Source organism: Ancylomarina longa (assembly GCF_003996985.1).
Taxonomy (GTDB): Bacteria; Bacteroidota; Bacteroidia; order Bacteroidales; family Marinifilaceae; genus Ancylomarina_A; species Ancylomarina_A longa.
In genome coordinates this window covers 1-14,261 of the sequence record NZ_RJJX01000019.1, presented here as the reverse complement: position 1 = coordinate 14,261, position 14,261 = coordinate 1, and the positions used below count along the sequence as shown (strand labels likewise).

The 14,261-nt window shown below is 37.4% G+C and carries 12 protein-coding genes; 7 read left to right on the top strand and 5 right to left on the bottom strand.

The genetic code is table 11. From position 1 onward, the window contains the following. Positions 1-22: 22 nt before the first annotated feature. From xseB to DLK05_RS12435, 3 genes are read right to left on the bottom strand one after another with little or no spacing between them, the layout of a single operon-like run. Positions 23-223, bottom strand: coding sequence for an exodeoxyribonuclease VII small subunit (xseB, locus tag DLK05_RS12445; protein WP_127344334.1), 201 nt, complete (start codon positions 221-223; stop codon positions 23-25). 5 nt (positions 224-228) lie between these two features. After that, positions 229-1,614, bottom strand: coding sequence for an exodeoxyribonuclease VII large subunit (gene xseA, locus DLK05_RS12440; RefSeq protein ID WP_209319865.1), 1,386 nt, complete (start codon positions 1,612-1,614; stop codon positions 229-231). A gap of 35 nt (positions 1,615-1,649) precedes the next feature. Then, entirely contained in the window at positions 1,650-2,453 is an 804-nt protein-coding gene (locus tag DLK05_RS12435; RefSeq protein ID WP_127344333.1) for a toxin-antitoxin system YwqK family antitoxin, read from the bottom strand. Between the two features lie 425 nt (positions 2,454-2,878). On the opposite strand from DLK05_RS12435, the gene DLK05_RS12430 reads away from it, so the two are divergent. After that, a complete protein-coding gene (locus tag DLK05_RS12430; RefSeq protein ID WP_127344332.1) occupies positions 2,879-3,565 on the top strand; it encodes a hypothetical protein in 687 nt (228 codons plus the stop codon). 72 nt (positions 3,566-3,637) lie between these two features. Here DLK05_RS12430 and dnaK read toward each other — a convergent pair whose 3' ends face one another. Continuing rightward, positions 3,638-5,542 (bottom strand): molecular chaperone DnaK, encoded by a 1,905-nt coding sequence (dnaK, locus tag DLK05_RS12425; protein WP_127344331.1) that lies wholly within the window; start codon positions 5,540-5,542, stop codon positions 3,638-3,640. A 344-nt stretch (positions 5,543-5,886) separates the two neighbouring features. On the opposite strand from dnaK, the gene panB reads away from it, so the two are divergent. The 3 genes from panB to DLK05_RS17925 all read left to right on the top strand — a co-directional run bounded on the left by panB (position 5,887) and on the right by DLK05_RS17925 (position 8,317). After that, on the top strand, positions 5,887-6,705 hold the full coding sequence (gene panB, locus DLK05_RS12420; protein ID WP_127344330.1) for a 3-methyl-2-oxobutanoate hydroxymethyltransferase: 819 nt from the start codon (positions 5,887-5,889) through the stop codon (positions 6,703-6,705). 57 nt (positions 6,706-6,762) lie between these two features. Continuing rightward, positions 6,763-7,467, top strand: coding sequence for an RluA family pseudouridine synthase (locus DLK05_RS12415; protein WP_127344329.1), 705 nt, complete (start codon positions 6,763-6,765; stop codon positions 7,465-7,467). A 724-nt stretch (positions 7,468-8,191) separates the two neighbouring features. After that, on the top strand, positions 8,192-8,317 hold the full coding sequence (locus tag DLK05_RS17925; protein WP_262707825.1) for a hypothetical protein: 126 nt from the start codon (positions 8,192-8,194) through the stop codon (positions 8,315-8,317). A 106-nt stretch (positions 8,318-8,423) separates the two neighbouring features. Here DLK05_RS17925 and DLK05_RS12410 read toward each other — a convergent pair whose 3' ends face one another. Continuing rightward, entirely contained in the window at positions 8,424-8,909 is a 486-nt protein-coding gene (locus tag DLK05_RS12410) for a cytidine deaminase (protein ID WP_127344328.1), read from the bottom strand. A gap of 334 nt (positions 8,910-9,243) precedes the next feature. On the opposite strand from DLK05_RS12410, the gene DLK05_RS12405 reads away from it, so the two are divergent. The 3 genes from DLK05_RS12405 to DLK05_RS12395 all read left to right on the top strand — a co-directional run bounded on the left by DLK05_RS12405 (position 9,244) and on the right by DLK05_RS12395 (position 14,084). After that, complete coding sequence (locus tag DLK05_RS12405) at positions 9,244-10,179, top strand: glucosaminidase domain-containing protein (RefSeq protein WP_127344327.1); 936 nt, start codon at positions 9,244-9,246, stop codon at positions 10,177-10,179. Positions 10,180-10,428: 249 nt separating this feature from the next. Then, on the top strand, positions 10,429-13,722 hold the full coding sequence (locus DLK05_RS12400; RefSeq protein WP_127344326.1) for a WD40/YVTN/BNR-like repeat-containing protein: 3,294 nt from the start codon (positions 10,429-10,431) through the stop codon (positions 13,720-13,722). 14 nt (positions 13,723-13,736) lie between these two features. Next, positions 13,737-14,084 (top strand): hypothetical protein, encoded by a 348-nt coding sequence (locus DLK05_RS12395; RefSeq protein WP_127344325.1) that lies wholly within the window; start codon positions 13,737-13,739, stop codon positions 14,082-14,084. The last annotated feature ends 177 nt before the right edge of the window (positions 14,085-14,261 follow it).

The following is a 14,261-nucleotide window of genomic DNA, read 5'->3' as shown; positions in this document are numbered from 1 at the left end:
ATTATTGCTAGGAATTAATTGGTTATTCTTCCATATCTTTCAGGATTTTCTCTACTTCTTGTTCTGTATTGTATAGTTTTTCTTTGCAAAACACAAGTAATTCAGATACACGTTTTACTTTTTCCGATAAATCATCTACGTCTAATTCTTCATTTTCAATAGAGGCAATGGTTTCTTCTATTTCAGTTATAGCTTCGCGGTAGCTTATTTTTTTTTTAGCCATTCGATTTATTTTTTAGGTTTGATATTCAAAATTTCACTTGTAACTGATCCATTTTTAAAACGGGTTTCTATCCTGTCTTTTTCAGATAAAAGATCAATATTTTTAATGATTTTACCAGCCTTAAGCGTTAAGGTATATCCTTTGTTTAAAATGTTTTCCGGATTTAAATAGCTAATAGATTGTTCAAATAAAGAAAGTTTGTTTTTCTTATTTTCTAATAAATGCTTTATTCTGATCTCCATCTTACCTTGCAGATGATCTAATTTATTTTTTTCCTGATTTGTTCTATTTTGCAAAGCATATTGCAATTTCGCTTGTGTCGATCTTAGTCGATAATCATGTCCGGTCAAACAGCGTTTACTGGATTGAATTAATTTCTCATCTGCAAGCAATAACTGTTGGGTTTTCCTCTCTAAAATTCGTTGAACCATTTGCGAAAATTTATTGGTCAGAAAACTTAATTGTTCCGATGAACCGTGGAGTATCTCATTTACTTCAAGCAATAAATTTTCTTGTAGATTTTCTTGATATTCCCTGCATTCATCAAAGTAATCAATTAACAATTCGGCTGCAGCAGTAGGTGTTTTTACCTTGGTATGGGAAACAATATCAACGATTGACTCATCTCTTTCATGACCAATTCCGGAAACTACCGGAAGTGGAAATTGTGCGATATTAAAAGCAAGCCAATAGCTGTCAAAACAATTCAAATCTGCTTGCGAACCACCACCTCTAATAATCACTACTACATCAAATAGATTTTCATATTCATTGATCCTATCCAAAGCTTGAATAATGGACTCTTCTGCTTTATTTCCCTGCATAATTGCCGGAAATAGTTTATAATGGAATTGAAAGCCATTTCCATTATGCTCTAACTGTTTCACAAAATCTTCATATCCGGCAGCAGTAGGGGAGGATATGATAGCAATTGTCTTGGGAATTTCGGGAAAGTCTAATTCTTTATTCATTTCCAATACCCCTTCTTCTTCCAGGCGAGCAAGAATTTCCCTTCTTCTGCGTGCCATATCCCCGAGGGTGTAGTTAGGATCAATATCCTTTATATTTAAAGAGTATCCGTATATTTCCTGAAACTCTATATGTGCACTCACCAAAACTTTAATTCCCGAGGTGAATCTTTGTCCGGTTGTAGTTTCAAAATAAGGTCGTAGCATTCGAAAAGTATAGGACCAAATTGTGGCTCTTGCTTTGGCGATAATTTGATCCGTTTCTTCATCTTTCTCTACCAATTCCAGGTAACAATGTCCGTTTTGATTCGAACGCATCTCGCTTATTTCGGCAACTACCCAAATATCTGCAGAGAATGAATCAGATAAAATATTTTTGATCTGATTATTTAAATGAAAAAGACGAATTCCTTCCTGTGCCATTGTAGTTGGGAGGTTTAATTAGAAAATTAAATTTATTATTTTCTCATTTGTGACTGCCGATAAGCATCAGGATCGTTTAAAAAATCGGAAGGATCCATAAAAAGATCTTTTTGAGATTCCATTTTTTTGAGCTTTTCCTGCTGCAAACTATCCAGTTCTTCCTGATTGGAGGCAATACCATTCTTGTATTCTACGCTAAGTAGAATATCTCCTTTATCAGAATAATAATCCCATTTCCCTTCTTTTTTATTCTGGATATATTTACCTCCATACTCTATTATTCCGTTTGGATAATGTATTTGAAATCCTCCGTTTAGTTTTCCCTGATCATAAACAGCTTCCAGGTAAATTTGTCCATTTTCGAAATATTTAGTCCATAAACCGTGCTTTTGCCCATCTTTAAACTCTATTTTTTCAGATGCGTTGCCATTTGTGAAAAAGTATTGACTCCAGCCATTCTTTACTTCCAGCTGATAGGTTTCCGAAGAGCGCAATCGTTGTTTCGTATCGTAATAATTCCAAATGCTATCCTTATGGGATTCAATATAATTACCTTTAGCTGTAAGTTCTTCTGATTTGTTGTATAATGAGGCTCTTACAAATTTTCCATGATTTGAAAAGAACAAAACAGCTTTCAAGTTTCCGTTTTCATGGAATCGTTTCATCTCACCAATAGGGTAATTATCCTGGAAAGTACCCGCATATATTAGTTTCCCTTTGGGGGACTTCTTTTCCCAATAACCTTGTTTTCTACCTAGGTCATCGGTTTGATTTTGACTTTGTGCCAATGAGAAGAATGGCATGCAAATAAGCAGGAACAGAAAAATTTTGTGGTTCATTATTGTATGTTTCTAAAAAGTGATTTTTTGATTGGTATGCACGAAATATAGCTTTTGATTTTCATACTAAATATTTCAGAAAGTCTATTTTGGTATGAATCCAGATCTATTTTATTTTTATTCAATCTATACAAAACTAATAAAAGATTGATGCGTGATAAAAAATTAATGCGATTTTACTTTCAATTTCAAGGCTTTTGCACAATTAAGATACTTCGTATGTTGTAGATCATCCGTAATATTTTTTGGTTCGTATTGATAATTTGTATTTTATGATTCGAATTCTTGATTATGTTTTTTGTTGAGGAGTCCGATCTAGGTGGTGAAGATTTCGGGCATGGACACAACAAGAAATAAGTCTTGACACATAAAGACAGGAATTCCTTTTCAATAGAAGTAATAATAAACTAATTAACAATCAGTATATGGAAACCATAGATTTTCCTTTTAGTTTTGATGAAATGCCAATCGCAGCAAAGTTTATTTATGACAATTTCACTCGGGATATTACTGCCTTTCATGAATTCTATCCGATATTCGACCAAACGTTTAAGAATCGTTTTTTAGAACAAATTCAAAAAGCAAAAGAAATGGTTTGCTGTAGTCCTGAAGGAATAAAAATCCAGACTATAAGGATTGGGATTTACAGAAAATTAGAAAGTTTGAATACGTTTATATTAGAAGTACAGGATTATTTTCCTGTAACGCGAATGAAGGATTTCGAATTGATAGTAGAAGTTATTGAAAAGAATAATATTAGTTCCGTATTATCTATTATCCCAGGCTTGTTGCAGCAATTGGAGAAGAATATCCCGATTAATAATGCAGATGTGGCACATTCTATTATTGATGGAATTCAAACCCTTTACAAAGTTTTAAAATCGGATAGAAGTGAACTCAATCGCTTGCTTAATTCCAGAGGTTTGCTGAAAGAGGAAGTATTTCGTTGTTTAAATCATCTGTGGGCTACCATGCAGGATGTTTTGGAGATAGGACAGAGTTTGTACAGAAAAGAGGATCCTATGAAATGTGTGGAGTATGAATTGAATTATATTAAAATGAAGGTGAAAACTTTCTGGGTGCATTCTACGCCGGATAGTGTAGCTTTTTAATCCTTTTTTATAGAATAAAAAAATGGCGATCAAATTTCTCTGATCGCCATTGGTATATATATGAAGTTTGAATTATTTCACTTCTTCGAAATCTACATCAGTAACTTCATCATCAGCTTTAGTTCCAGCATCAGCTTGAGGTTCACCACCTGGTTGTTGTTGCTGTTGATCCTGAGCTTGTGCATTATACATTTCCTGAGACGCTGCCTGGAAAACAGTATTTAATTCATCAAGAGACTTATTGATTGCATCAAGATCCTGAGCTTTATGAGCTTCTTTCAACTTGTTTAAAGCATCTTCAATTGGTTGCTTTTTATCAGCAGGAAGTTTATCTCCAATCTCCTTCAACTGTTTTTCAGTCTGGAAGATCATTCCGTCAGCTTTATTCAAAGTATCTACTTTTTCTTTAGCTTGCTTATCGGCTTCTTCGTTAGCCTTTGCTTCTTCTCTCATTTTCTCGATTTCAGCATCAGATAATCCGGAGGAAGCTTCGATTCTAATATTTTGCTCTTTACCAGTTCCTTTATCTTTAGCAGAAACATTTAAGATACCATTCGCATCAATATCGAAAGCAACTTCGATTTGAGGAATACCACGAGGTGCTGGTGGAATGCTATCTAAATGAAAACGACCGATAGTTTTGTTGCCATTAGCCATTGGACGCTCTCCCTGAAGAATATGAATTTCAACCGAAGGCTGATTATCAGCAGCAGTAGTAAAGGTTTCTGTTTTCTTTGTAGGAATAGTAGTATTCGACTCAATCAATTTAGTCATAACACCACCCATAGTTTCAATACCAAGAGAAAGTGGAGTTACATCTAAAAGAAGAACATCTTTTACTTCACCGGTAAGTACACCACCTTGAATTGCAGCACCTACAGCAACAACTTCGTCAGGGTTAACACCTTTTGAAGGAGCTTTACCGAAAAATTCCTGTACTTTATTTTGAATTGCAGGAATACGAGTAGAACCACCAACCAAGATAACTTCATCAATTTCCGAAGTAGAAACATTTGCATCTTTCAATGCAATTCTACAAGGTTCGATAACTGCCTGAATTAAACTGTCAGCCAATTGCTCAAATTGTGCACGAGATAATGTTTTAACAAGGTGTTTTGGAATACCATTCACTGGCATAATATATGGCAAGTTGATTTCAGTACTTGTAGCACTGGAAAGCTCAACTTTTGCTTTTTCAGCAGCTTCTTTCAAACGCTGAAGAGCCATTGGATCCTGACGTAAGTCAATTCCCTCATCTTTCTGAAATTCATTAGCCAACCAGTCAATAATTACCTGGTCGAAATCATCACCACCAAGGTGAGTATCACCATTAGTAGATTTAACTTCGAATACGCCGTCACCTAATTCCAACACTGAAATATCGAAAGTACCACCACCAAGGTCGAATACTGCAATTTTCATATCCGAGTCTTTCTTGTCAAGACCATATGCCAAGGATGCTGCGGTAGGCTCATTAATAATTCTTTTTACAATCAAACCAGCAATTTCACCAGCTTCCTTAGTTGCTTGTCGTTGTGAATCATTAAAATAAGCAGGAACGGTAATCACCGCTTCAGTAACTTCTTGACCCAAATAATCTTCAGCAGTTTTCTTCATTTTCTGAAGAGTCATAGCCGAGATTTCCTGTGGAGAGTATTTACGATCGTCGATTTCAACACGTGGAGTATTGTTATCGCCTTTAATTACTTTATAAGGAACACGATTAATTTCTTTAGTTACCTTTTCATAGCTTTCTCCCATAAATCTCTTGATAGAAGAAATAGTTTTTGTTGGATTTGTAATCGCCTGACGTTTTGCAGGATCACCAACTTTTCTTTCACCATTTTCTATAAAAGCAACAATAGAGGGAGTTGTTCTTTTACCTTCGCTATTAGGAATAACTACAGGCTCGTTACCTTCCATTACAGATACACAAGAGTTGGTAGTTCCTAAATCAATTCCAATTATTTTACCCATTTTAGTATTTATTTAATGTTCTAAATTTTTCTAATTTAATTCCGGATGTTTTTCTAATCCGTAAGGAAGTAATCAAAGGTTGTGCCATTTGATATTTTAAGCTTTGAGATGAAAAACTGACACCACAAAGCTTTAGAACCAGCAAAAACATGACAAAGGTTCTGCCAAAAAGACAGAAAGTAGAGATCTGTGGTAATTCATTAGCTTATTAGCTACGGAAGTTTTGAGCCAGGGAGTAAAAGGAATGATACTTACGGATTGAATCTTTTTATACCTTTGCAATCAAATGATATTGTAGATAAATTCATCTGCAATCTTTTACTATAGCCAAAAATTCGAAAAAAATGTCTATTCATAAAGAAACAGTGAAGAGAGTAACCACACATGTTCTCTCAGAAATGAAATTAAAGGGAGAGAAAATCTCCATGTTGACTTCTTATGATTTTTCCATGGCAAGGATTGTTGATAAAGCAGGGATTGATGTGATCTTGGTGGGAGATTCTGCTTCTAACGTGATGGCTGGTAATGAAACCACTTTGCCAATTACGCTGAATCAGATGATTTACCATGGTTCATCGGTAGTTCGTGCAGTGCAACGTGCTTTGGTTGTGGTAGATCTTCCCTTTGGAACTTACCAGGGAAATTCGAAGGAAGCCTTGAATTCTTCGATTCGGATCATGAAAGAAGCCAGAGCTGATGCCGTGAAATTAGAAGGTGGTCGTGAGGTATTGGAATCGGTAAATCGTATTTTATCAGCCGGAATTCCAGTTATGGGACATCTGGGATTAACCCCGCAGTCTATCCATAAGTTTGGAACTTATGCCGTTCGTGCCAAAGAGGAGGAGGAAGCTGAGAAACTGATTGAAGATGCTAAAATGTTGGAAGAGGCAGGATGCTTTGCAATCGTATTGGAAAAAATACCAGCGGAATTGGCCAGGAAAGTTGCCGAGAGTGTTATGATTCCAATTATTGGTATTGGAGCAGGTAATGGTGTTGACGGACAGGTGTTAGTGATTCATGATATGTTGGGCATTACTCAGGAATTTTCGCCTCGCTTTTTAAGAAGGTATCACAACTTGTTTGCTGAAATTAAGGGAGCAGTGGAGATGTATATCAGCGATGTAAAATCAAAAGAATTTCCGAACGAGAGAGAACAATACTAAAGTTCAAAGTTACAAGTTGACAAATATTCCAAGGACGAGTGACTAAATAAGAATAAGATGGCGAGAGAAAAATTAGAAATATTATACGAAGACAATCATATTATTGCAATTAATAAAAAGTGCAAGGATATTGTACAGGGTGATAAAACAGGAGATGAGCCTTTGAGTGAGAAGGTGAAAGCTTACATTAAGAAGAAATACGATAAACCAGGAGATGTTTTTATTGGTGTTCCTCATCGAATAGACCGCCCTGTGAGCGGAGTGGTGATATTTGCAAAAACAAGTAAAGCACTTACACGTTTAAATAAAATGTTTCAGCAGAAAGGGGAGGAGATTAACAAAATCTATTGGGCAATAGTTCGCGATTGTCCGAGAGCAGATGAGGAAAGATTGACTCACTACTTATTAAGAAACGAGGAGAAGAATAGAACTAATGTTTTTGACAAACCAAAGGGAAAAGCCAAAGAGGCAACTCTGGAATATCGCTTGTTGTCGCGCTCTCAAAAATATTTTTTACTAGAGGTGAAATTATTTACAGGCCGTCATCATCAAATTAGGGCACAACTCGCTAAGATTGGAATCCCTATTCGCGGAGATCTAAAATACGGAGCTCCACGATCTAAAACTGGTGGAGGAATTGGCTTGCATGCGCGGGAGATCTCCTTTATACATCCGGTAAAGCAAGAACCAATAACCATTAAAGCACCGGTTCCGAAAGATGATAACTTATGGAAAGAATTCGAAAAGATGGTAGAAGCTTAAATATTACAAGCCGATGTTGATACATCGGTTTTTTTATGCATTTATTTGGACATGCTACTTTTGTTGATTTTTGGCTTAATGCAATTTTTCTTACTAGTCCTCAAGCCGGACAGGCTTTTCCTTTTTTATTCATCAGATTATTTTCACGGGCATTCATGAGCTCACTCCGTTCGGTTCTTAGATAAAAAAGGAAACAAAAAATCAAGCCAATCGGATGCTGTACGGCATTTCATAGCAGCGGTATCTCCCGCATCACGCCTGATTGGCGACGCCCGCATTAAGAAAATAGCTTAATTCAGTTTTTTAAGTATGTAGTTATTTTAAACACTTGAGTAGGAATTTTCCCTGAGGAGGGAAAAATGCTGGTGTTAGGTTGGCATTCGGCGAGCCTGAAAGGCTCCAATTCCATAACCCGGGATAAAGGAGCCATAAGCGACTGCCATCCCGGGATACGGAATACTTTTCTTACCGTCGCGCACACTTTTCTTGATTAGAGTAAAAAGGAATATTCGCGACGGAATAGGAAAATGTGCAAAAAGACTGACCTAACGGGAGTAGCATCTTCACTGCCGAAGTACTCGAAAAATTAACAGCTGCCGAAAAGGAGAAGGAAGAAGTTGGTCCTGCCGATAGCGAGTATAACAGGGTACAAAAAGAGCTGGATGCCAAGCGCACACCTGTTGATGAATTGATTGGCGAAATTGCAGACACCATTCATTTTGTAATGCGTAAAGATTCAGCTTCTAATGTTCGCCGTGTGATGCGAAACTACGGTTTTAACTATCGCTACCTTAAGGATGAGCAGCCCGATGAGGCAGAAGTTGTAGAGAGTGAAAATGAACAGCAATAAAAGCTGAAAACAAGACTCAAGTTGCAAGTTTTAGGAATCAAATATCCTAATATACGTAACTTGAGTCTTTTCATTTAAATGTGAAAAATTCTTCGCATCCATTCAACTATTCATCCAGCATTTCCTTGTCGAAAAACAAAGGCAGCAATTGCTTGATGCTTTCCACTATTTTGATTTTTCTCTCCCCACATAAAATCACCTTAATGGGTTGCTTGTAACGATCTTCGGTTTCCAGCAAAACCTGACGGCAGGAACCACAAGGCGGAACCGGTGATTCTAAAAAGCTACCATTGGTATGCGAGGTAATGGCGATGGTCTTTACCGCCACATCGGGATATTGCGCGTTGGCATAAAAAACAGCAACCCGTTCGGCACATAATCCCGAAGGGTAAGCAGCATTTTCCTGATTGTTGCCTTGTACTAATTTTCCATTCTCCAATAATAGTGCGGCACCCACATTAAACTTGGAATAGGGAGTGTAAGCCCTAAGGGCAGCTTCCTTTGCATTTAAAACTAATTCCTGATCTTCTGTTGATAATTCATCAATAGAATCGTATTCAAATACCGTTGTGATGATTTGGGTTTTCTTCATAGAACGTAAAATATTTTAACAAGCCATCTTCCATCCACTAAACTATTCGAAGTACAACTATTTCCTTTTTAATCTATTTAGGAAATAAACTCTGATTACTCCGGGTCTAGTGTCTTAAAGAAACAAGTAAACAAATTTTTATCAATTATAATAATATAGAAAATATCAAGCTTACTATTTCAACGGAGAAAAGCTAATTTGTTAATTTTTCGCTTTTAATTACGAAGGCTAACAGGATTGTTATATTTTTATGGTTGTTTTGGAAATCGCAGCTAATATATACATAAATTCATTGATTTCCCATTTTACAATTTCGATTCACAAAAACCAATCTATGAAGAAGTTTATTCTCTATACCATATTACTATTAGCAAGCAGTACTAGTATATTCGCAAGTCGATATACCAGGAAACAATACATACAAAAATACAAACAACTAGCCATTCGCGAAATGAAACGAACCGGAATTCCTGCCAGTATTACCATGGCACAGGGATTACTGGAATCGGCAAATGGCAATTCCGTATTGGCTCGTAAAGGGAACAATCATTTTGGCATAAAGTGTCACGATTGGCGGGGACCAAGCATGAAAATGGACGACGACAGAAGAAACGAATGTTTTAGAATGTACGATAATCCTTACGATTCCTATAAAGATCATTCTGAGTTTTTAAGCACCCGATCGCGCTATGCTTTTTTATTTAAGTACCGATCGGATGACTACAGGCGATGGGCACATGGTTTAAAAAAGGCTGGTTATGCTACCGATCCTAAATATGCACACCGACTGATTAAGATTATTGAAGAGGAACACCTGCATAAGCTGGATAAAAAGAATGCCGGTAGAGATTATTGGATGGAGAAACCCGATGATACCGATTTGGCAGATATTGATTCCGGTTTGGAAATAGATCCTTTTGGTGCACGCCTCGAAATTGCAAATGGAGTGCACTACATCAAAGTGCAAAAAGGAGATACTTTCTTCAGTATAGCTAAAAATCTGGGGGTAGAACGCAAAAAGTTATTGCGTTACAACGATCTGCCTAAAGATTATATCCTTCAGATTGACCAGATATTATACCTGCACAACAAACGAAACAAGGCAGCACGCGGATATAATTTCCATCGGGTGAAGGAAGGTGATAATTTATATGATATTTCGCAAAAATATGGAGTGAAATTGAAGCGGATTTGCAAGTATAATGGTATTAAGAAAGATTATAAGGTAGAAGTCGGGGAGCGCATCTGGCTTCGAAATAAAAGGAGATAATAAAGCAATCCGGTTCTATTGAATCGGATTTTTTTTGATCTGGAAATCTGTGTGGGTCGATGAAAAGCAGCATGACGGCAGATAGCATAGAAGTACAGTAAGTCTGAATTGATTCTATTAGGATTTTCAGGATAAATCCTGTAAATTCAGAATCGATTATTTGTAAGATAATACACTTATTTTGAGCCGGGTGAGAAGGGAGGAAATGACTTCAGTTCCCGGTTTTTTTTATACCTAAAAACAAAACACATGAACACCTTAACAACTCGCTTGAAACATTCAAGTCTTTTATTTGTAATGATGGGTATCTTGCTGCTTCCCGGCAATCTGCTCGCCAAAAAGAAAACTATAGAAGTAACAAAGGATACTTTGCTTAATTCAAAAATGCTAAATGGTTTAAAATTCAGAAGTATTGGGCCTGCCACAACCTCAGGACGAATTGCTGATTTTGCAGTAAATCCCAATAATCACAGCGAATACTATGTGGGAGTAGCCAGTGGAAATATTTTTAAGACAGAGAATAACGGAACCACCTGGAAACCTGTATTCGATAAATATGGTGCCTACTCTATAGGAGTGGTTACCATTGATCCTAACAACAGTAATGTAGTATGGACAGGAACCGGAGAAAATAATCACCAGCGGGCTTTAGGCTATGGCGATGGTGTATATAAAACATTAGATGGCGGCAAAAACTGGAAAAATATGGGGCTCAAAGCTTCTCGCCAGATTGGGGGTATTGTAATCGATCCCCGCAATTCGGATGTTGTATTTGTTGCTGCCGAAGGTTCGGTTTGGGGACCTGGAGGCGATCGCGGATTGTATAAAACAACAGATGGCGGTGAAACCTGGAAGAAGGTTTTAAATATTAGTGACAATACCGGAGTAAATAATGTGGTAATTGATCCGGTAAATCCGGATATCCTTTATGCCACATCGGAACAACGTCGTCGACATGTATATGCTAAAATTGGCGGAGGTCCCGAATCTGCTATTTATAAATCAACCGATAATGGTGAACATTGGCGTAAATTAACAGCTGGTCTGCCTAAGGTTGATAAAGGAGGAATGGGTATTGCTGTTTCTCCGGTGAATCACAATATTGTATATGCCATTATCGAGGCTGCCGAAGGAAAGAGCGGCTTTTTCCGTTCTACCGATAGAGGGGAATCGTGGGTGAAGAGGAGCGACCATGCCAGTAGCGGGCAGTATTACAACGAAATTTATTGTGATCCACTTGATGTGGATAAAGTATATTCAGTGGAAACTTATACCCATTATACCGAGGATGGCGGCAAGACCTGGAAAAAGCTTGGACTGAAAAATCGCCACGTAGATGATCATGCACTCTGGATTGATCCTAATGACACCAAACATTTCATGATTGGTGGCGATGGAGGAATGTACGAGAGTTTTGATGGTGGCGAGAATTATTTATTCAAATGCAACCTGCCGGTTACCCAGTTCTATCGCGTACAGGTAGATAATGATTTGCCTTTTTATAATGTTTATGGTGGTACTCAGGATAATAATTCGATAGGTGGTCCATCAAGAAATACAAGTAAAAAAGGCGTAACCAATGCGGAGTGGCAGCCTATTTTAGGAGGAGATGGTTTCTGGGCTCAAATTGATCCTGTAGATCCAAATATCGTTTATTGTGAGTATCAATATGGCAATGCCTATCGTTACGATAAGAAGAGTGGAGAGAAGATCAGTATTAAGCCTCGGGAACGAAAAGGAGAGCTTGCCTATAAGTGGAACTGGAATGCTCCTTTAATTATTAGCGCTCATATGCATACCAGAATTTATGCAGCAGCCAATAAAGTATTTCAGAGCGACGATCGGGGAGATAGCTGGAAGGTAATTAGTGAGGATTTAAGTACCGGAAAAGATAGAGATTCCTTTAAAGTAATGAGTAAATATTGGAGTGCCGATGCTGTGAAGAAGCATATTTCTACCTCGCAATATGGAACTATTATAGCCATGGCAGAATCTAGTGTTGCCGAAAACTTACTTTATGTAGGAACCGATGATGGCTTAATTCAATACACCGATAATGGTGGCGAGAAATGGAATAAAATTTCCACTTTCCCGGGAGTGCCTGAATATACCTATGTAAGTGATATTCTACCTTCGAAATACGATGCTAATATTGTGTATGCTTCCTTCGATAATCGCAAGCGCGATGATTTTAAACCCTATCTTTTAAAAAGTAGCGATAAGGGTGCAACTTGGACAAGCATTGCTTCCAATCTTCCTGAGAATGGAACGGTTCATACCATCGAGCAAGATAATGTGAATCCAAACTTATTATTCGTAGGAACCGAATTTGGCGTATTCTTCACTATTGATGGAGGCGCGAAATGGACACAGTTGAAGGCTGGTATTCCAACTATTGCAGTTCGCGATTTAACCATTCAGCAACGCGAGAACGATTTGGTTGCTGCCAGTTTTGGTCGTGGTTTCTATATTCTGGATGACTATACTCCTTTGCGAAAGCTAAGCAATAGCATGTTGGAGGAGAAAGCTCATTTATTCCCTGTGAAAGATGCTTTGATGTATATTCAAAAAGGAGGAAAAGGAAATATGGGAGCTACTTACTATACAGCACCCAATCCTGAATTTGGAGCAACATTTACCTATTATTTGAAAGAGGTACCAAAAACAGCGAAACAAATCCGAAAAGAAAAGGAAAAAGAGCTGATGAAAACCAATGCTTATATTCCGCAACCAAGCTGGAAACAGCTAGAGGAAGAAGGCAGAGAAATAAGTCCTTATTTGCTATTCACCATTAAGGATGCCGCAGGAAACGAAGTTCGAAAGCTAGCTGTGAAAGCACAAAAGGGAATCAATAGAGCAAATTGGGATTTAAGATTTGAATCTACCCGACCTATTACAGCTAAGAAATTTGATCCTACTAAAAAGGCAAAATCTGGTATGCTGGCCATGCCTGGCGATTATCAGGTGGAAATGGGAATGGTAAGTAAGGAAAACTATCAGGCTTTAGCCGGTCCGCTTCCTTTCAAGGCCAAAACCCTAAATAATACGAGTCTGCCAGCTAAGAACAGGGCGGCTTTGGTGTCTTTCCAACAAAAAGTGGCCGAAATGGCGAGAGCTATTCAGGGAAGTACGCAATTGATTGCTGCTTATCATGCGAAAATAGCTGCCATGCGTATGGCTTTATTGCAAACACCTGCTTTAAATTTCGATTTAAATACGCGAATTCAGGATTTAGAATCGGAAATTCAGGCGATAGATTATTTGTTTAATGGATTAACACCAAAGGCTAGTTGGGAAGAAATTCCACCTGCACAAATTCCAATAGCAGAGAGAATAAATTCTATTATTGAAACACAATGGGCAAGTACTTCGGATGTAACCCAAACACAAAAAGATCAATTTGAGATATTGAAGGAAGAATTTCCTGTGGCATTAAAGCGTTTGCAGGATGCTGCGGCAAGTATGCAACAACTGGAGGCAGATATGGAAAAGGAAGGAACACCATGGACACCGGGAAGAATTCCAGCATATAAAGTAGAATAAAAATCAATTTAACGATGAACAAATTAATAATAGGAGTAGTTGCATTACTTGTTTTCAATGGCTGTGTCATGACTCAGACAGTTGTGGAAACTCCATCAAGTGTTAATATGCCTAAGAAGGCCTTGTTTATTTCGCAATCAGGTACTGAATCGAATTTGTTACAAACACTTATCGATTTAGAGAACAATGAAATGGTAGTTCTGACCTATAGTGATGTCAATGTTATCAATATTACGAGAACAGGCATATATCTAAACCCTGATGATTATAAAAACAAACAGGTGAAAGGGACTGATGCTCCCTTTAAAGAAAAGGTTAAACCTCCTAAACCAATAGAACCAATAAAATCAGAAGAGAAATAAATACATAAAAAGAGTCTGTATCAATTAATGAGGGCACTGAAAATCCCCTTTAAATTTCCATCGGGGTGAAAATATATAAGGTTGTAGAATGAGTATTTCACATACTTCCAGCTACAACCTTATTTTTTTGAAGTAAATTCCTGGTGCCTCAAATCGACGCTATTTGAGTTTTTATAT